Origin of the sequence: Pseudomonas sp. FSL R10-1339 (assembly GCF_009600545.1) — a bacterium.
Lineage (GTDB): Bacteria > Pseudomonadota > Gammaproteobacteria > Pseudomonadales > Pseudomonadaceae > Aquipseudomonas > Aquipseudomonas bubulae.
In genome coordinates this window covers 12,883-31,239 of the sequence record NZ_WIVQ01000052.1, presented here as the reverse complement: position 1 = coordinate 31,239, position 18,357 = coordinate 12,883, and the positions used below count along the sequence as shown (strand labels likewise).

The window sequence follows — 18,357 nt, the reverse complement described above, 5'->3', positions numbered from 1 at the left end:
TGATCCGGCTTAACGCCATGCTGCGCGACGGCACAGCATGGCGAACGTAAATGACTGGGCAAGACAGTTGCTGCTACAAGACGCACACACAAAAAAATACGGCCTCTATAAATAGAGGCCGTATTGTCTGCAATCAGGGCACTATCGTGGGATATGCCTTACTTGCGGTCTTCCAGCTTGGTGATGTCACGCTGCTCGTAGCCGGTGTACAGCTGGCGCGGACGGCCAATCTTGTACGGGCTGGAGAGCATTTCTTTCCAGTGCGAGATCCAGCCCACTGTACGGGACAGGGCGAAGATCACGGTGAACATGCTGGTCGGAATGCCGATCGCCTTGAGGATGATCCCCGAGTAGAAGTCGACGTTCGGGTACAGCGAACGTTCGATGAAGTACGGGTCGGTCAGGGCGATCTCTTCCAGGCGCATGGCCAGTTCGAGTTGCGGATCGTTGGTGATGCCCAGTTCCTTGAGAACTTCGTCGCAGGTCTTTTTCATGACAGTGGCGCGTGGGTCACGGTTTTTGTAAACCCGGTGACCGAAGCCCATCAGCTTGAACGGATCGTTTTTGTCCTTGGCCTTGGCGATGAACTTGTCGATGTTGGACACATCGCCAATTTCGTCGAGCATGGTCAGCACGGCTTCGTTGGCGCCGCCGTGGGCAGGGCCCCACAGTGCAGCGATACCGGCAGCAATACAGGCGAACGGGTTGGCACCCGAAGAGCCCGCCAGGCGCACGGTAGAGGTCGACGCATTCTGTTCGTGGTCGGCATGCAGGATAAAGATCTTGTCCATTGCCTTGGCCAGTACCGGACTGATCGGTTTGATCTCGCACGGCGTATTGAACATCATGTGCAGGAAGTTTTCGGCGTAGGTCAGGTCGTTACGCGGGTACATCATGGGTTGACCCATGGAGTACTTGTAAACCATCGCTGCAAGCGTCGGCATCTTGGCAACCAGGCGGATCGCGGAAATTTCGCGATGCTGCGGGTTATTGATGTCCAGGGAGTCGTGGTAGAAGGCCGAGAGGGCGCCGACTACACCGCACATGACCGCCATCGGGTGGGCGTCACGACGGAAGCCGTTGAAGAAAGTCTTCAACTGCTCGTGAACCATGGTGTGGTTCTTCACGGTGCTGACAAATTGAGCCTTCTGCTCTGCGGTCGGCAGTTCGCCGTTCAGCAGCAGGTAAGCGGTCTCAAGGTAGTCAGAGTGTTCAGCCAGCTGTTCGATCGGGTAGCCGCGGTGCAGCAGGATACCGTTGTCACCATCAATATAGGTGATCTTCGACTCGCAAGATGCGGTCGACATGAAGCCAGGGTCAAATGTGAATCGGCCCGTGGCCGTCAGGCCTCGCACATCGATTACATCGGGACCCACGGTGCCAGTTAAAATGGGCAGCTCGACGGGGGCTGCGCCCTCGATGATCAACTGCGCTTTTTTGTCAGCCATGTGGCCTCCTATTTATGCTTGAAATCATCAGACAGACCCCCCACGCAGGGCCCGCACCACTATAGTGAGATAAATTCGAATGTCAATTTGCCTAAAGTCTTGCTGTACAAGGCTTTGAGAAGCGTTTTTTCGCGAATATCCCAGCCGTTTACGCCTTTTATGCCAAGAGCGCAATGCGCTATTAGGGGGTGGGTGTTTGCGTTGTCATTAGTAACCTAACTGTCTATACTCGGCAGCCGACCGCCAGAGGCTTTTGGGCCTGTTTAGATGGGGGTCGTCACTCCCGGGTGGTGGGTACCTGACCAGTGCGCATCCCAACAAACTTGCCCTGATTGTTAGGGGCTCTTCAGTGTGAAAAAAGCCGTGAATAGCCAACGACCTGTAAACCTAGACCTAAGGACCATCAAACTCCCCATCACCGGCGTTACGTCATTTCTGCACCGTGTATCGGGCATCATTCTTTTTCTCGGCCTGGGCATCATGCTTTATGCATTGAGCAAATCCCTGGGTTCCGAAGAAGGTTATGCCGAGGTGAAGGCATGCTTGACCAGTCCGCTGGCCAAATTCGTTGCGTGGGGCCTGCTCTCTGCCTTGCTGTATCACCTGGTTGCCGGTGTGCGCCACTTGATCATGGACATGGGCATCGGTGAGACGCTTGAAGGCGGCCGACTGGGCTCGAAAATCGTAATCGTCATTTCCGTGGTGATGATTGTTCTGGCGGGAGTTTGGATATGGTAACCAGCGTTACGAACCTGTCGCGTTCGGGCCTCTATGACTGGATGGCACAACGTGTGTCTGCGGTTGTTCTAGCGGCTTATTTCATCTTCCTGATCGGGTACCTCGTTGCGAACCCTGGCATTGGCTACGCCCAATGGCATGAGCTGTTCGCAAGCAACTGGATGCGTATTTTCAGCCTGCTGGCCCTTGTTGCTCTGGGCGCACACGCCTGGGTCGGCATGTGGACCATCGCGACCGACTACCTGACGCCAATGGCGCTGGGCAAGTCCGCAACAGCAGTACGTTTCCTCTTCCAGGCAGTCTGCGGCGTTGCAATGTTCGCTTACTTCGTCTGGGGTGTGCAGATTCTTTGGGGTATCTGATTCATGGCTAACACAGTTAATACACTTTCGTTCGACGCCATCATCATTGGCGGCGGCGGTGCCGGCATGCGCGCTGCTCTGCAGCTGGCTCAAGGCGGTCACAAGACTGCTGTAATCACCAAGGTTTTCCCGACTCGTTCGCACACCGTATCGGCCCAGGGTGGCATCACCTGCGCGATCGCGTCTGCAGATCCAAACGATGACTGGCGCTGGCACATGTACGATACCGTCAAGGGTTCCGACTATATCGGTGACCAGGACGCTATCGAATACATGTGTTCCGTAGGTCCGGAAGCCGTGTTCGAGCTCGAGCACATGGGTCTGCCGTTCTCCCGTACCGAACAGGGTCGTATCTACCAGCGTCCTTTCGGCGGTCAGTCCAAGGACTTCGGCAAAGGCGGCCAGGCTGCCCGTACTTGCGCTGCAGCCGACCGTACCGGTCACGCGCTGTTGCACACCCTGTACCAGGCCAACCTCAAGGCCGGCACTGTATTCCTGAACGAATACTACGGTGTCGATCTGGTTAAGAACGAGGCTGGCGATTTCGTCGGCATGATCGTTATCTGCATCGAAACCGGTGAAACCTCTTACGTTCGCGCTAACGCGACCGTACTGGCGACTGGCGGTGCAGGCCGTATCTACTCGTCCACCACCAACGCCCTGATCAACACCGGCGACGGTATTGGCATGGCGCTGCGTGCTGGCGTGCCGGTACAGGACATCGAAATGTGGCAGTTCCACCCGACCGGTATTGCCGGCGCCGGTGTACTGGTTACCGAAGGTTGCCGTGGTGAAGGTGGCTACCTGATCAACAAGCATGGCGAGCGTTTCATGGAGCGTTATGCTCCGAACGCCAAAGACCTTGCTGGTCGTGACGTTGTTGCTCGCTCGATGGTTAAGGAAATCATCGCGGGCAACGGTTGCGGTCCTGATGGCGACCACGTAATGCTGAAGCTCGATCACCTCGGTGAAGAAGTGCTGCACAGCCGTCTGCCAGGTATCTGCGAACTGTCGAAAACGTTCGCACACGTTGACCCGGTATTGGCTCCGGTTCCAGTGGTTCCGACTTGCCACTATATGATGGGCGGCGTTGCCACCAACATTCATGGTCAGGCGATCACTCAGGACGCCGACGGCAACGACCAGATCATCCCTGGCCTGTTTGCAGTAGGTGAAGTGGCTTGCGTATCCGTACACGGTGCCAACCGTCTGGGCGGCAACTCGCTGCTCGACCTGGTGGTATTCGGTCGTGCTGCCGGCCTGTTCCTTGAGCAGACCCTTAAAGAAGGCGTTGATTACGCTCGTCCACGCCAGTCCGACATCGACGCTGCCCTGGCACGTCTGGACGGCCTGAACTCGCGTACCGACGGCGAAGACGTGGCAACCCTGCGTAAAGAGCTGCAAAGCTGCATGCAGAACTACTTCGGTGTATTCCGTACCGGCGAATACATGCAGAAGGGTATTGCTCAGCTGGCTGATCTGCGCAAGCGCATCGCCAACGTGAAAATCAACGATAAGAGCCAGGCGTTCAACACGGCCCGTATCGAAGCCCTTGAGCTGCAAAACCTGCTCGAAGTGGCTGAAGCGACTGCAATCGCTGCTGAAGTTCGTAAGGAATCGCGCGGTGCTCACGCCCGTGAAGACTTCGAAGATCGTGACGACGTTAACTGGCTGTGCCACACCCTGTACTTCCCGGGTGACAAGCGCGTAGCCAAGCGTGCGGTGAACTTCTCGCCGAAAACCGTTCCGACCTTCGAGCCAATGGTTCGTACTTACTAAGGGTGGCCGATATGTTGAAAGTCAGTGTTTATCGTTACAACCCTGATCAGGACGCCGCTCCGTTCATGCAGGAATTCGAGGTCAATACCAATGGTAAAGACCTGATGGTGCTGGATGTACTGGCCCTGATCAAAGAGCAGGACGAGGGTTTCTCCTATCGTCGCTCTTGCCGTGAGGGCGTTTGCGGCTCAGACGGCATGAACATCAACGGCAAGAACGGCCTGGCGTGTGTAACGCCGCTGTCCGCTGTCGTTAAAGGCAACAAGCTGATCGTTCGTCCACTGCCAGGTTTGCCGGTTATCCGTGACCTGGTCGTCGATATGAGCATCTTCTACAAGCAATACGAGAAAGTTAAGCCGTTCCTGCAGAACGACACGCCGGCTCCGGCCATCGAACGTCTGCAATCACCAGAAGAGCGTGAAAAGCTCGACGGTCTGTACGAGTGCATCCTGTGCGCTTGCTGCTCGACCTCGTGCCCGTCCTTCTGGTGGAACCCGGACAAGTTCCTGGGCCCTGCTGCACTGCTGCAAGCCTATCGTTTCCTGGCTGACAGCCGTGACACCAAGACCAGTGAGCGCCTGGCTTCGCTGGATGACCCGTTCAGCGTATTCCGCTGCCGCGGGATCATGAACTGCGTAAACGTGTGTCCGAAGGGCCTGAACCCGACTAAGGCCATCGGTCACGTGCGTAGCATGCTGCTGCAAAGCGGCGTGTGATCCAAAGCAGTACCGCAGCACCGCTGTAACCGTAGATGCTACGGCGCAGGCTTCAACCGGCGCCGTAGTTTTAACCTGAGCAACAGCTCATAAAGCTGCGGCTCTTATTTTGAAGAAATGAGACCAGCAGGGGCATCCGGGCTGGTACCCGGACTATCAGCGTGATCCTAAGTGGCTTGTTTTAGTCGCTGTATTCGGACTTTCTCAAGCATGCTCTGGTGTTCTCGTCGATGGTGTCCCCTAACCGAGGGTGACCAAGCATGCAAGAAAGCGTGATGCAGCGCATGTGGAACAGCGGCTATCTTTCAGGTGGTAACGCTGCCTATGTGGAAGAGCTCTATGAGCTCTACCTGCACGACCCTAACGCTGTGCCAGAAGAATGGCGCACCAAATTTCAGACGTTGCCTGTTGAAGGCAACTCTGCCAACGATGTTTCGCACTCCACAATCCGCGACCATTTCGTGCTGCTGGCAAAGAACCAGCGCCGCGCTCAACCGGTTTCTGCCGGGAGCGTGAGCAGTGAGCACGAGAAGAAGCAGGTTGAAGTGCTGCGATTGATCCAGGCCTATCGGATGCGCGGCCACCAGGCAGCCCAGCTTGATCCGCTGGGGCTGTGGCAGCGTCCTGCACCTGCAGACCTGTCGATCAATCATTACGGCTTGACCAATGCCGATCTTGATACGACCTTCCGTGCCGGCGACCTGTATATCGGCAAAGAGGAAGCGAGCCTACGCGAAATTCTCGAAGCGTTGCAGCAGACATATTGCCGCACCATTGGCGCAGAGTTCACGCACATCGTCGATTCCGAGCAGCGCCACTGGTTTGAACAGCGCCTCGAAAGCGTACGCGGCCGCCCGACTTACTCGGCTGAAGTCAAAAGCCATCTGCTTGAGCGCGTGACTGCTGCTGAAGGTCTGGAAAAGTACCTGGGGACCAAATACCCGGGCACCAAGCGTTTCGGCCTGGAAGGCGGCGAAAGCCTGATTCCTTTGCTGGACGAGCTGATCCAGCGTTCGGGCAACTACGGCACCAAGGAAATCGTTATCGGCATGGCCCACCGTGGTCGCCTGAACGTATTGGTGAACACCTTCGGCAAAAACCCGCGCGAGCTGTTCGACGAGTTCGAAGGCAAGAAAAAGATCGAGTTGGGTTCCGGTGACGTTAAATACCACCAGGGCTTCTCCTCCAACGTCATGACTGCCGGTGGTGAAGTTCACCTGGCAATGGCGTTTAACCCCTCCCACCTGGAAATCGTTTCTCCAGTGGTTGAAGGGTCTGTACGCGCTCGCCAGGACCGTCGTAACGACAGCACCGGCGAAAAGGTACTGCCAATTTCCATCCACGGTGATGCTGCTTTCGCAGGTCAGGGCGTGGTCATGGAAACCTTCCAGATGTCGCAGACTCGCGGCTTCAAGACTGGCGGTACGGTTCACCTGGTGATCAACAACCAGGTCGGCTTCACCATCAGCAATCCGGAAGACTCCCGTTCTACCGAGTACTGCACTGACGTCGCGAAAATGATTCAGGCGCCGATCCTCCATGTCAATGGTGATGATCCGGAAGCCGTATTGTTCGTGACTCAGCTGGCTATCGACTACCGCATGCAGTTCAAGCGTGACGTCGTGATCGACCTGTTCTGCTACCGCCGTCGCGGTCACAACGAGGCCGATGAACCAAACGGTACCCAGCCGCTGATGTATCAGCAGATCGCCAAGCAGCGCACCACCCGTGAGCTGTATGCCGAGCGCCTGACACAAGAGAAAGTGGTGGACGCAGAACGCGTTCAGGCCAAGATCGACGAATACCGCAACGCGCTGGACAACGGCCTGCATGTTGTGAAAAGTCTGGTCAAGGAACCGAACAAAGAGCTGTTCGTGGACTGGCGTCCGTATCTGGGCCACGCCTGGACTGCGCGTCACGACACCCGTTTCGATCTGAAAACCCTGCAAGAACTGTCTGCCAAGCTGCTGGAAATTCCAGAAGGCTTTGTGGTTCAGCGCCAGGTTGCGAAGATCTACGAAGATCGTCAAAAAATGCAAGCCGGCGGCCTGCCGATCAACTGGGGTTATGCCGAAACCATGGCATATGCAACCCTGCAGTTCGAAGGTCACCCGATTCGCATGACCGGTCAGGACATTGGTCGCGGTACGTTCTCGCACCGTCACGCCGTGTTGCACAACCAGAAAGATGCTGGCACCTATATTCCCCTGAAGCACCTGTTCGAAGGTCAGCCTCGCTTTGACCTGTACGACTCGCTGCTGTCCGAGGAAGCGGTGCTGGCGTTCGAATACGGCTATTCCACCACCACGCCGAACGCGCTGGTGATCTGGGAAGCCCAGTTCGGCGACTTCGCCAACGGCGCCCAGGTTGTAATCGACCAGTTCATCACCAGCGGTGAGCACAAGTGGGGCCGTCTGTGCGGTCTGACCATGCTGCTGCCACACGGTTATGAAGGTCAGGGCCCGGAGCACTCCTCTGCACGTCTTGAGCGTTACCTGCAATTGTGTGCCGAGCACAACATTCAGGTGTGCGTACCGACCACTCCGGCACAGATCTACCATCTGTTGCGCCGTCAGGTTATCCGTCCGCTGCGCAAGCCGCTGATCGTCCTGACACCGAAGTCGTTGCTGCGTCACAAACTGGCAATCTCGACCCTGGAAGATCTGGCCGAAGGTTCGTTCCAGACCGTTATTCCGGAAATCGATGCGCAGGATCCGGCGAACGTCGGTCGCATCGTGCTGTGTAGCGGCAAGGTCTACTACGACCTGTTGGAAAAACGCCGTGCCGAAGGTCGTGATGACATCGCTATCGTGCGTCTTGAGCAGCTGTACCCGTTCCCTGAGGACGACTTGATTGAAGTCCTGGCTCCGTACAAAAACGCCAAGCATATTGTCTGGTGTCAGGAAGAGCCGATGAACCAGGGTGCCTGGTACTGCAGCCAGCATCACATGCGCCGCATCATCAGCGGTCACGACAAGTCGCTCGTACTCGAGTACGCGGGCCGTGACGCTTCTGCTGCACCTGCTTGTGGTTACGCATCGATGCACGCTGAGCAACAGGCAAAACTGTTGCAAGACGCGTTCACTGTTTAACGCCTTCGCGCACTGAAACCGAATTTAAGGAACCAAAGAACATGGCTATCGAGATCAAAGCCCCAACATTTCCGGAATCGGTTGCCGATGGCACCGTTGCCACCTGGCACAAGCAACCGGGCGACGCTGTAAAGCGCGACGACCTGATTGTCGACATCGAAACCGACAAGGTAGTGCTGGAAGTACTGGCCACTGCTGACGGCGTGCTGGGCGCTATCGTCAAGAACGAAGGCGACACCGTTCTGTCCGACGAAGTGCTGGGCTCCATCGTTGAAGGCGGCGCTGCTGCTGCCGCTCCTGCTGCTGCCGCTGCACCGGCCGCCCAGGCTGCTGCTCCGGCTGCCGATGGCGAAGACGATCCTGTTGCTGCTCCGGCTGCACGCAAGATCGCTGAAGAAAACGGTATCAACATCGCTTCCGTTGCCGGTACTGGCAAAGGCGGTCGTGTGACCAAGGAAGACGTAGTTGCTGCGGTAGCTGCCAAAAAAGCCGCTCCTGCTGCTGCGCCGGCCAAGGCCGCTGCACCTGCCGCTGCCGCTCCGGTATTCGCTGCTGGCGACCGCGTAGAAAAACGCGTTCCGATGACCCGCGTTCGTGCCACCGTGGCCAAGCGTCTGGTTGAAGCTCAGTCGAACATGGCGATGCTGACCACTTTCAACGAAGTGGACATGACTGAAATCATGGCACTGCGTTCGAAGTACAAGGATCTGTTCGAGAAGTCCCACAACGGCGTACGCCTGGGCTTCATGTCGTTCTTCGTGAAAGCAGCTACCGAAGCACTGAAACGCTTCCCGGCCGTTAACGCCTCGATCGACGGTTCCGACATCGTTTACCACGGCTTCGCCGACATCGGTGTAGCTGTTTCCAGCGACCGTGGTCTGGTGGTTCCGGTTCTGCGTAACGCCGAACTGATGAGCCTGGCTGAAATCGAAGGCGGCATCGCTGCCTACGGTAAAAAAGCCCGTGACGGCAAACTGTCGATCGACGAAATGACCGGTGGTACTTTCACTATCACCAACGGTGGTACTTTCGGTTCGATGATGTCGACCCCGATCGTTAACCCGCCGCAAGCCGCGATCCTGGGCATGCACAACATCCTTCAGCGTCCAATGGCAGTCAACGGTCAGGTAGTTATCCGTCCGATGATGTATTTGGCTCTGTCTTACGATCACCGCTTGATCGATGGCAAAGAAGCTGTAAGTTTCCTGGTAGCAATCAAAAACCTGCTGGAAGACCCGGCTCGTCTGCTGCTGGATATCTAATAGAAGCTGCTGCAAGTTTCAGGTGCCAGGCTGCGGGAAAAAGCAGTCTGGCTTTGGCTTGCAGCTTGCTGCTGACAGCTTGTAGCTAATAGAGGATCTATTTTCATGTCTCAGAAATTTGACGTTGTAGTGATTGGTGCGGGCCCTGGCGGCTATGTTGCAGCCATCAAGGCCGCGCAACTGGGCCTTTCGACTGCTTGCATCGAAAAATACACCGACAAGGAAGGCAAACTGGCGCTGGGCGGTACTTGCCTGAACGTTGGCTGCATTCCATCCAAGGCGCTGCTGGACAGCTCCTGGAAGTACCACGAAGCCAAGGATGCATTCGCCATCCACGGCATCACCACCGGTGAAGTGAAGATGGACGTTGCTGCGATGGTTGGCCGTAAAGCCAACATCGTTAAAGGTCTGACTTCCGGCGTTGCGACCCTGTTCAAGGCCAACGGCGTTACTTCCCTGCAAGGCCACGGCAAACTGCTGGCCGGCAAGCGTGTTGAGCTGACCAAGCCAGACGGCAGCGTTGAAATCATCGAAGCCGAGAACGTGATTCTGGCTTCGGGCTCGCGTCCGATCGACATTCCACCTGCTCCAGTCGACAACAACGTGATCGTTGATTCGACCGGCGCCCTGGAATTCCAGTCCGTGCCAAAACGTCTGGGCGTTATCGGCGCTGGCGTGATCGGTCTGGAACTGGGTTCGGTATGGTCCCGTCTGGGCGCTGAAGTGACTGTTCTGGAAGCCCTGGACACCTTCTTGATGGCTGCTGACGCTGCCGTTTCGAAAGAAGCCTACAAAACCCTGACCAAACAAGGTCTGGACATCAAGCTGGGCGCTCGCGTCACCGGTTCCAAGGTCAACGGTGAAGAAGTCGTTGTGACCTACACCGACGCCAACGGCGAACAGACCATCACCTTCGACAAGCTGATCGTAGCCGTGGGTCGCCGTCCGGTGACTACCGAGTTGCTGGCAGCTGACAGCGGCGTGACCATCGACGAGCGCGGTTTCGTGTTTGTTGACGATCATTGCGCAACCAGCGTACCGGGCGTATTCGCCATTGGTGACGTGGTTCGCGGCATGATGCTGGCACACAAGGCTTCCGAAGAAGGCATCATGGTTGTCGAGCGCATCAAAGGTCACAAGACCGAGATGAACTACGACCTGATTCCATCGGTTATTTACACTCACCCGGAGATCGCGTGGGTTGGTAAAACCGAGCAGGCCTTGAAAGCTGAAGGCGTTGAGGTTAACGTCGGCACCTTCCCGTTCGCCGCCAGTGGCCGTGCCATGGCAGCAAACGACACCGGTGGCTTTGTCAAAGTCATTGCTGATGCCAAAACTGACCGCGTACTGGGCGTCCACGTGATTGGCCCGAGCGCTGCAGAGCTGGTACAGCAGGGCGCGATCGGTATGGAATTCGGCACCAGCGCTGAAGATCTGGGCATGATGGTTTTCTCCCATCCGACCCTGTCCGAAGCCTTGCACGAAGCAGCACTGGCTGTGAATGGCGGCGCCATCCACATTGCCAACCGTAAGAAACGTTAAGACCAGACAATAAGAAACCACGGCGGTTTGCCCGTCGTGAGCCTTGCTAGCAAGCCTCACCGCGGAACTTCCGCCGGACGCAGTCTTGTCTTGTTTTAACCGGGCCCGGCTCCGCTCAAGCGGATGTCGGGTTTGTTGAAACAGCACAAGCAGCAGTCACAGGTGGTGCGGCACTAATAGTAGTGCAGCGCCGAATGCGCAGTACCTAACGAAGACGGTAAAAAGCATGAATCTTCACGAGTATCAGGGTAAGCAGCTGTTCGCTGAATACGGCCTGCCAGTATCCAAGGGTTATGCAGTAGACACCCCGGAAGCAGCCGCAGAAGCTTGCGACAAAATCGGTGGGACCGAATGGGTTGTAAAAGCCCAGGTTCACGCAGGTGGTCGCGGTAAAGCGGGCGGCGTTAAGCTGGTTCGCAGCAAAGAAGACGCTAAAGCATTCGCACAACAGTGGTTGGGCAAGCGTCTGGTGACTTACCAGACTGACGCCAATGGTCAGCCGGTCACCAAGATCCTGGTTGAGTCGTGCACTGATATCGCTAAAGAGCTGTACCTGGGCGCTGTCGTTGACCGTTCGAGCCGTCGTATCGTGTTCATGGCTTCCACCGAAGGTGGCGTGGACATCGAGAAAATCGCTCACGACACTCCAGAAAAAATTCTGAAAGCAACGATCGATCCACTGGTTGGCGCACAGCCATTCCAGGGTCGCGAGTTGGCTTTCCAGCTGGGTCTGGAAGGCAAGCAAGTTGCTCAGTTCGCCAAGATCTTCGTAGGTCTGGCCAAACTGTTCAAGGATCACGATCTGGCCCTGCTGGAAGTGAACCCGCTGGTTATCAAGACTGACGGCGATCTGCACTGCCTCGATGCCAAAATCAACATCGACGCAAACGCCATGTACCGTCAGCCTAAGCTGAAAACTTTCCACGATCCGTCGCAAGACGATCCGCGCGAAGCGCACGCTGCCAAGTTCGAACTGAACTACGTAGCGCTGGAAGGCAACATCGGCTGCATGGTTAACGGCGCTGGTCTGGCCATGGGCACCATGGACATCGTTAACCTGCATGGCGGCAAGCCAGCCAACTTCCTCGACGTTGGCGGTGGTGCTACCAAAGAACGCGTTACCGAAGCGTTCAAAATCATCCTGTCCGACAGCAATGTCGCAGCAGTGCTGGTTAACATCTTCGGCGGCATCGTTCGTTGCGACATGATTGCCGAAGGCATCATCGGTGCAGTGAAAGAAGTCGGCGTGAAAATCCCGGTAGTTGTGCGCCTTGAAGGCAACAACGCTGATCTGGGCGCTAAAGTACTGGCAGAAAGCGGTTTGAACATCATCGCTGCTACCAGCTTGACCGACGCTGCTCAACAAGTTGTTAAAGCTGCGGAGGGCAAGTAATGAGCGTCCTGATCAATAAAGACACCAAAGTTATCTGCCAGGGCATCACTGGTTCGCAGGGCAGCTTCCACACCCAGCAAGCCATCGAATACGGCACCAAGATGGTCGGTGGCGTTACTCCGGGCAAAGGCGGCACCACTCACCTGGACCTGCCTGTTTTCAACACCGTGAAAGAAGCCGTAGAAGCAACTGGCGCAACCGCCAGCGTTATCTACGTACCGGCTCCTTTCTGCAAGGACTCGATCCTTGAAGCAGCGTTCGGCGGCATCAAGCTGATCGTGTGCATCACTGAAGGCATTCCTACCCTGGACATGCTGGACTGCAAAGTTAAGTGCGACGAACTGGGTGTTACCCTGATCGGCCCTAACTGCCCGGGCGTTATCACGCCAGGCGAATGCAAGATCGGCATCATGCCAGGTCACATTCACTTGCCAGGCAAAGTAGGCATCGTGTCGCGTTCCGGCACCCTGACTTACGAAGCTGTAAAGCAAACCACTGACGCCGGTTTCGGCCAGTCGACTTGCGTAGGCATCGGTGGTGACCCGATCCCTGGTTCCAACTTCATCGACATCCTGAAGCTGTTCCAGGAAGACCCGAAGACCGAAGCGATCGTTATGATCGGTGAGATCGGCGGTTCGGCTGAAGAAGAAGCGGCTGCCTACATCAAGGCAAACGTGACCAAGCCGGTTGTTTCCTACATCGCTGGTGTGACTGCCCCTCCAGGCAAGCGCATGGGCCACGCAGGCGCAATCATCTCTGGCGGCAAGGGTACTGCAGACGAGAAGTTTGCTGCCCTGGAAGACGCAGGCGTAAAAACCGTGCGTTCGCTGGCAGACATCGGCAAGGCTCTGTCCGAGCTGACTGGCTGGGCAATGAAGTAAGCCTCGCGCTTAACTGACTGCTCTACCAGGCAAAGGCCACCTTCGGGTGGCCTTTGTGCGTTTGGGGTCAAGCAAAACCCTTGTGGGAGCGGGCTTGCTCGCGATGCAGGCGCCGCGGTCATTCAGATAAATCGCGTCGTTACCATCGCGGGCAAGCCCGCTCCCACAACGTGCGGTTTTGAGCTATCCAGGGCAGGCAAAACCACACCAAAGCATTTTTCGATGTCGTCCAGGCGACAACTGCGTTCGTTCATCGGACAGTCCGCCCTCTAACAGTGCGCTGTAGGAAAAAACTCGGTAATCTTGCCAGCATTCCGCAGTTCTGCGTGTGCATCCCAAAAGGAAGCCACGCGCTAGAAGGGTTGGTCTTATACGGATCGACAGCATTTCCCACATCCGCACGGGAAATTCCCCTCTAAATCCCGATTCAGTAGTGTGGTATTTCCGTAATGAAAGTATTGAAAGGCCAGGACATCCTGGCACTTGGGTTTATGACTTTTGCCCTGTTCGTTGGGGCAGGCAACATCATTTTCCCGCCAATCGTTGGCCTGCAGGCCGGACCTAACGTCTGGATGGCTGCATTGGGCTTCCTGATCACCGCAGTCGGTCTGCCGGTAGTCACCGTTATTGCCCTGGCCAAGGTCGGTGGCGGCATGGACGCACTGAGCAGCCCGATCGGCAAGATCGCCGGGGGCTTGTTGGCAGCCGTGGCCTATCTGGCTGTTGGCCCGTTGTTCGCGACCCCGCGTACCGCCACCGTATCCTTTGAAGTCGGCCTGGCACCTTTGACCGGTGAAAGCTCACTGGCGCTGTTTCTGTACAGCTCGGTGTACTTCCTGATCGTGTTTTTCGTGTCGTTGTACCCGGGTCGCCTGCTGGACACGGTAGGGCGCTTCCTTGCTCCGTTGAAGATCATCGCCCTGGCCATTCTCGGCATTGCTGCCGTTGCCTTGCCTGCAGGTGATGTTGGCGTCGCGACCCCCGAGTACGTGGCCGCACCGTTCTCCCAGGGTTTTATCAATGGCTACTTGACCATGGATACCCTGGGTGCGCTGGTGTTCGGTATCGTGATCGTGAATGCCATCCGTTCCCGTGGTGTTGAATCACCCAAGCTGATTACCCGCTACGCCATCATTGCCGGCCTGATCGCCGGTGTCGGCCTGGCGCTGGTCTACATCAGCCTGTTCCGCCTGGGTGCGGGCAGCCATGAAGTGGCGACGGGTGCAACCAATGGTGCGGCGGTACTGCACGCCTATGTACAACACACCTTCGGTTCGCTGGGCAGCGGTTTCCTTGCCGTACTGATTGCACTGGCTTGCCTGGTAACGGCCGTTGGCCTGACCTGTGCCTGCGCTGAATACTTCAGTACTGTGCTGCCACTGTCTTACAAGACGCTGGTGATCATCCTTGCGCTGTTTTCGCTGGCCGTGTCGAACCTTGGCTTGACCCAGTTGATTGCGTTTTCCATCCCGTTGCTGACGGCGATCTACCCGCCTTGCATCGTGTTGGTGGCGCTGAGTTTCTGCAAAGGCCTGTGGAATGCCCAGAGCCGGATCGTTGGTCCGGTCATGCTGGTGTCGTTCTTCTTTGGCTCGATCGACGCGCTTAAAGGTGCTGGCCTGGGTGAGTGGATTCCGGCCCAATTGGCCAATATGCCATTTAGCGAGCAGGGCCTGGCGTGGCTGGTGCCTAGTCTTGTGACCCTGCTGGGCGCAGTAATCTGCGACCGTCTGCTGGGCAAACGAGTTGAAGCAATGGCGTAATTACCCGGTTCGCCAAAAGCGTTGCCGAGTCAATAAAAAAGCCCTGCATCTTAATGGATGCAGGGCTTTTTTAATGGGCGTGTGTTCAAGCATGCAAACACTAGCCATTAACGTTCAGATACAACAAAGCCCGCACTTGGCGGGCTTGGTTTTATATCGCAGAAAGTCGTGTTACTTGCTTTCTGTAGTTGCCGCAGGTGCAACCGGAGCAGTCTGGCCGGCTTCTTCAGCAGCGGCTTTATTGGACTCGGCTTGTGCTTTTGCAGCTTCGGCGTTCTCTTTGGCCGCGTCGTTTACTTTGTCTTGTGCTTCAGACATTTTTTCTTGCGCTTGCTCAGAATGCTGGGCAGCGTCCTGGGCTTTGTCTTCGGATTTTTTGTCGCAGGCAGCCAGGCCAAGCGAAGCAGCCAGCATCAAGGCAACAGCAAAAGTATTACGCATGGGGTGTTTCTCCTTATGAGTAGATCTACGGGGCGTTTGAGCATGGGCTGATGGCTTAAGTTCCATGCTCGAACACATATATAAGTAAAGCAGCGCGGGCGGAAACTATTGGTAAAAAACTTGAGCCACTGGTTCGGCCCTTGAAATTTGCATCATTGGCCCCAACTTTCATCACATCCCGCCGCTAACCCTTACGGGCGTGGCCACTGCCATCCAATCGGAGTTTGATAACAATGAGCGTGGAAACTCAAAAAGAAACCCTGGGCTTCCAGACCGAGGTCAAGCAACTGCTGCACCTCATGATCCATTCGCTGTACTCCAACAAGGAAATCTTCCTTCGCGAACTGATCTCGAACGCCTCTGATGCTGTCGACAAATTACGTTTTGAAGCACTGTCCAAGCCAGATCTGCTGGAGGGCGGTGCCGAGCTTAAAATCCGTGTGAGCTTCGACAAAGACGCCAACACCGTCACCCTCGAAGACAACGGTATCGGCATGAACCGCGATGACGTGATCACCCACCTGGGTACGATCGCCAAGTCCGGCACTGCCGACTTCATGAAAAACCTCACCGGCGACCAGAAAAAAGATTCGCATCTGATCGGTCAGTTCGGCGTGGGTTTCTACTCGGCCTTTATCGTTGCCGACAAGGTTGACGTGTACAGCCGCCGTGCCGGTACCCCGGCAAGCGAGGGCGTGCACTGGTCTTCGAAGGGCGAAGGCGAGTTTGAAGTGGCCACCGTCGAGAAGGCCGACCGCGGCACCAAAATCGTGCTGCACCTCAAGCCTGGCGAATCCGAATTCGCTGACGGCTGGCGCCTGCGCAACATCATCAAGAAGTACTCCGACCATATCGCCCTGCCTATCGAACTGCCTAAAGAGCAGACCGTTGCCGAAGGCGAAGAGGCGCCTGCACTGGAATGGGAAACCGTTAACCGTGCCAGTGCCCTGTGGACCCGTCCTCGTACTGAAGTAAAGGACGAGGAATATCAGGAGTTCTACAAGCACATTGCCCATGACTACGAGAACCCGCTGGCCTGGAGCCACAACAAGGTTGAGGGCAAGCTCGAATACAGCTCGCTGCTCTACGTTCCGGCCCGTGCACCGTTTGATCTGTACCAGCGTGAAGCGCCTAAAGGCCTGAAGCTGTATGTGCAGCGTGTCTTCGTGATGGATCAGGCCGAGTCGTTCCTGCCGCTGTACCTGCGCTTTATCAAGGGCGTGATCGACTCCAACGACCTGTCGCTGAACGTGTCGCGGGAAATCCTGCAAAAAGACCCGATCATCGACTCGATGAAGACGGCGCTGACCAAGCGTGTACTCGACATGCTGGAAAAACTGGCGAAGAACGAGCCTGAGAAATATCAGGGCTTCTGGAAAAACTTCGGCCAGGTGATGAAAGAAGGTCCGGCCGAAGATTTCGCCAACAAGGAAAAAATCGCCGGTCTGCTGCGTTTTGCTTCGACCCACGGCGACGACGGCGAACAGAATGTTTCCTTGACCGACTACCTGGCCCGCGCCAAGGAAGGTCAGGACAAGATTTACTACCTGACCGGCGAAACCTACGCGCAGGTTAAAAACAGCCCGCACCTCGAAGTCTTCCGCAAAAAAGGCATCGAAGTCCTGCTGCTGACCGACCGCATCGACGAGTGGCTGATGAGCTACCTCAGCGACTTCGACGGCAAGAGCTTTGTCGACGTGGCCCGTGGTGACCTCGATCTGGGCAATCTGGACTCGGAAGAGGACAAGAAAGCCGCAGAAGAAGTGGCCAAGGCCAAAGAAGGTCTGGTTGAGCGCATCAAGGCTGCCTTGGGTGAGAGCGTCAGCGAAGTGCGCGTGTCGCATCGTCTGACTGATTCCCCGGCGATTCTTGCCATTGGTGAGCAGGATCTGGGCATGCAAATGCGTCAGATCCTCGAAGCCAGCGGTCAGAAAGTGCCTGAGTCCAAGCCTATCTTCGAGTTCAACCCGGCTCACCCGCTGATCGAGAAACTCGATGCAGAGCAGAGTGAAGAGCGTTTTGGCGACCTGTCGCACATCCTCTTCGATCAGGCAGCCCTGGCAGCCGGTGACAGTTTGAAAGACCCTGCGGCCTATGTCCGTCGGCTAAACAAATTGTTAGTAGAGTTGTCGGTCTAACCGCGCTATAAAAACCCGCTTCGGCGGGTTTTTTTTGTTTCAAATTCAGGAGTTTTTGATGAAATCCATTTCGGTCAGCTCTGTGGCTTATCAAATCGACGGCCAACCTTACGAAGGCCGTTTGGCCTTTGATCCGAGCCGTGAAGACCCGTTGCCGGGTTTGCTGATGGCGCCCAACTGGATGGGCATCAGCGCAGGCGCCGAAGAGATTGCCAAGTCGGTGGCAGAACAGGGTTATGTGGTACTGATCGCCGATTTGTATGGCCAGGGCACCCGGCCCGGCAACGCCGACGAGGCCGGTGCGGCGATGATGCCGCTCAAGAATGACCGTGCCTTGCTGCGCAAGCGTATGTGGGCAGCGTATGACATGCTGAAAAATCAGGGCCTGGCCCAGGTCGACAGCAACAAGCTGGCAACCTTTGGTTTCTGTTTTGGCGGGTGCTGTTCACTGGAACTGGCACGCAGCGGTGCACCGTTGCAAGCTGCGGTGTCATTCCACGGCACGCTGGACACACCTAACCCGATCGATGCCCAGAGCATCAAGGGCTCGGTGCTGGTGTTGCACGGGGCGCTGGACCCATTGGTGCCAAGCGAGCAGTTACCGGCATTTGAAGCCGAAATGAACGCGGCGAGTGTGGACTGGCAGTTGACCAGCTATGGCGGCGCAGTACATTCGTTCACTGACCCCCACGCCAATGTGCCGGGCAAGATGATGTACGACGCCAAAACTGCGGGTCGGGCGTTCACCGCCATGCATAACTTGCTGGATGAAGTGTTTCGCGATTAATCGCAATCACGACAG

General features: G+C 56.4%; 14 protein-coding genes. 12 read left to right on the top strand and 2 right to left on the bottom strand.

Annotation, left to right across the window (positions count from 1 at the left end):
- Positions 1–158: 158 nt before the first annotated feature.
- The gene (gene gltA, locus GHO03_RS15535; protein WP_095002115.1) at positions 159–1,448 is read right to left on the bottom strand and encodes a citrate synthase; all 1,290 of its coding nucleotides are present in this window, start codon (positions 1,446–1,448) and stop codon (positions 159–161) included.
- Positions 1,449–1,799: 351 nt separating this feature from the next.
- On the opposite strand from gltA, the gene sdhC reads away from it, so the two are divergent.
- The 10 genes from sdhC to brnQ all read left to right on the top strand — a co-directional run bounded on the left by sdhC (position 1,800) and on the right by brnQ (position 14,976).
- On the top strand, positions 1,800–2,186 hold the full coding sequence (sdhC, locus tag GHO03_RS15530) for a succinate dehydrogenase, cytochrome b556 subunit (RefSeq protein ID WP_019828563.1): 387 nt from the start codon (positions 1,800–1,802) through the stop codon (positions 2,184–2,186).
- Entirely contained in the window at positions 2,180–2,548 is a 369-nt protein-coding gene (sdhD, locus tag GHO03_RS15525) for a succinate dehydrogenase, hydrophobic membrane anchor protein (RefSeq protein ID WP_003446906.1), read from the top strand. The genes sdhC and sdhD overlap by 7 nt, the downstream gene beginning before the upstream one ends.
- Before the next feature lie 3 nt (positions 2,549–2,551).
- On the top strand, positions 2,552–4,327 hold the full coding sequence (sdhA, locus tag GHO03_RS15520) for a succinate dehydrogenase flavoprotein subunit (RefSeq protein WP_016780168.1): 1,776 nt from the start codon (positions 2,552–2,554) through the stop codon (positions 4,325–4,327).
- 11 nt (positions 4,328–4,338) lie between these two features.
- Entirely contained in the window at positions 4,339–5,043 is a 705-nt protein-coding gene (locus GHO03_RS15515) for a succinate dehydrogenase iron-sulfur subunit (protein WP_016780169.1), read from the top strand.
- 260 nt (positions 5,044–5,303) lie between these two features.
- Positions 5,304–8,135, top strand: a complete 2,832-nt coding sequence (locus tag GHO03_RS15510; RefSeq protein WP_020467780.1) for a 2-oxoglutarate dehydrogenase E1 component — start codon at positions 5,304–5,306, stop codon at positions 8,133–8,135.
- Between the two features lie 41 nt (positions 8,136–8,176).
- Positions 8,177–9,397 carry a 2-oxoglutarate dehydrogenase complex dihydrolipoyllysine-residue succinyltransferase gene (gene odhB / locus GHO03_RS15505; protein ID WP_083369842.1) on the top strand — a complete coding sequence of 407 codons (1,221 nt, stop codon included), beginning with the start codon at positions 8,177–8,179 and terminating at the stop codon, positions 9,395–9,397.
- 105 nt (positions 9,398–9,502) lie between these two features.
- The gene (gene lpdA / locus GHO03_RS15500; protein WP_016780172.1) at positions 9,503–10,939 is read left to right on the top strand and encodes a dihydrolipoyl dehydrogenase; all 1,437 of its coding nucleotides are present in this window, start codon (positions 9,503–9,505) and stop codon (positions 10,937–10,939) included.
- A 226-nt stretch (positions 10,940–11,165) separates the two neighbouring features.
- Positions 11,166–12,332: an ADP-forming succinate--CoA ligase subunit beta gene (gene sucC / locus GHO03_RS15495; RefSeq protein ID WP_016780173.1), complete on the top strand. Its 1,167-nt coding sequence runs from the start codon at positions 11,166–11,168 to the stop codon at positions 12,330–12,332.
- Positions 12,332–13,213 (top strand): succinate--CoA ligase subunit alpha, encoded by an 882-nt coding sequence (gene sucD, locus GHO03_RS15490; protein WP_095002114.1) that lies wholly within the window; start codon positions 12,332–12,334, stop codon positions 13,211–13,213. The genes sucC and sucD overlap by 1 nt, the downstream gene beginning before the upstream one ends.
- 449 nt (positions 13,214–13,662) lie before the next feature.
- Positions 13,663–14,976 (top strand): branched-chain amino acid transport system II carrier protein, encoded by a 1,314-nt coding sequence (brnQ, locus tag GHO03_RS15485; RefSeq protein ID WP_153400155.1) that lies wholly within the window; start codon positions 13,663–13,665, stop codon positions 14,974–14,976.
- A 171-nt stretch (positions 14,977–15,147) separates the two neighbouring features.
- Here the strand turns inward: brnQ and GHO03_RS15480 are convergent, their stop codons facing one another.
- The gene (locus GHO03_RS15480) at positions 15,148–15,417 is read right to left on the bottom strand and encodes a hypothetical protein (protein ID WP_095019112.1); all 270 of its coding nucleotides are present in this window, start codon (positions 15,415–15,417) and stop codon (positions 15,148–15,150) included.
- A gap of 233 nt (positions 15,418–15,650) precedes the next feature.
- Between GHO03_RS15480 and htpG the strand changes: the two genes are divergently transcribed.
- Positions 15,651–17,555: a molecular chaperone HtpG gene (gene htpG / locus GHO03_RS15475; protein WP_016780177.1), complete on the top strand. Its 1,905-nt coding sequence runs from the start codon at positions 15,651–15,653 to the stop codon at positions 17,553–17,555.
- A 58-nt stretch (positions 17,556–17,613) separates the two neighbouring features.
- On the top strand, positions 17,614–18,342 hold the full coding sequence (locus tag GHO03_RS15470) for a dienelactone hydrolase family protein (RefSeq protein WP_095026113.1): 729 nt from the start codon (positions 17,614–17,616) through the stop codon (positions 18,340–18,342).
- Positions 18,343–18,357: the final 15 nt, after the last annotated feature.

Bases quoted from the DNA above. Each gene is read 5' to 3' on its own strand.
- lpdA (WP_016780172.1), top strand. From the start codon at position 9,503: ATGTCTCAGAAATTTGACGTTGTAGTGATTGGTGCGGGCCCTGGCGGC.
- sucC (WP_016780173.1), top strand. From the start codon at position 11,166: ATGAATCTTCACGAGTATCAGGGTAAGCAGCTGTTCGCTGAATACGGC.
- sdhA (WP_016780168.1), top strand. From the start codon at position 2,552: ATGGCTAACACAGTTAATACACTTTCGTTCGACGCCATCATCATTGGC.
- sucD (WP_095002114.1), top strand. From the start codon at position 12,332: ATGAGCGTCCTGATCAATAAAGACACCAAAGTTATCTGCCAGGGCATC.
- GHO03_RS15470 (WP_095026113.1), top strand. From the start codon at position 17,614: ATGAAATCCATTTCGGTCAGCTCTGTGGCTTATCAAATCGACGGCCAA.
- GHO03_RS15510 (WP_020467780.1), top strand. From the start codon at position 5,304: ATGCAAGAAAGCGTGATGCAGCGCATGTGGAACAGCGGCTATCTTTCA.
- sdhD (WP_003446906.1), top strand. From the start codon at position 2,180: ATGGTAACCAGCGTTACGAACCTGTCGCGTTCGGGCCTCTATGACTGG.
- odhB (WP_083369842.1), top strand. From the start codon at position 8,177: ATGGCTATCGAGATCAAAGCCCCAACATTTCCGGAATCGGTTGCCGAT.
- GHO03_RS15515 (WP_016780169.1), top strand. From the start codon at position 4,339: ATGTTGAAAGTCAGTGTTTATCGTTACAACCCTGATCAGGACGCCGCT.
- brnQ (WP_153400155.1), top strand. From the start codon at position 13,663: ATGAAAGTATTGAAAGGCCAGGACATCCTGGCACTTGGGTTTATGACT.
- GHO03_RS15480 (WP_095019112.1), bottom strand. From the start codon at position 15,417: ATGCGTAATACTTTTGCTGTTGCCTTGATGCTGGCTGCTTCGCTTGGC.
- gltA (WP_095002115.1), bottom strand. From the start codon at position 1,448: ATGGCTGACAAAAAAGCGCAGTTGATCATCGAGGGCGCAGCCCCCGTC.
- htpG (WP_016780177.1), top strand. From the start codon at position 15,651: ATGAGCGTGGAAACTCAAAAAGAAACCCTGGGCTTCCAGACCGAGGTC.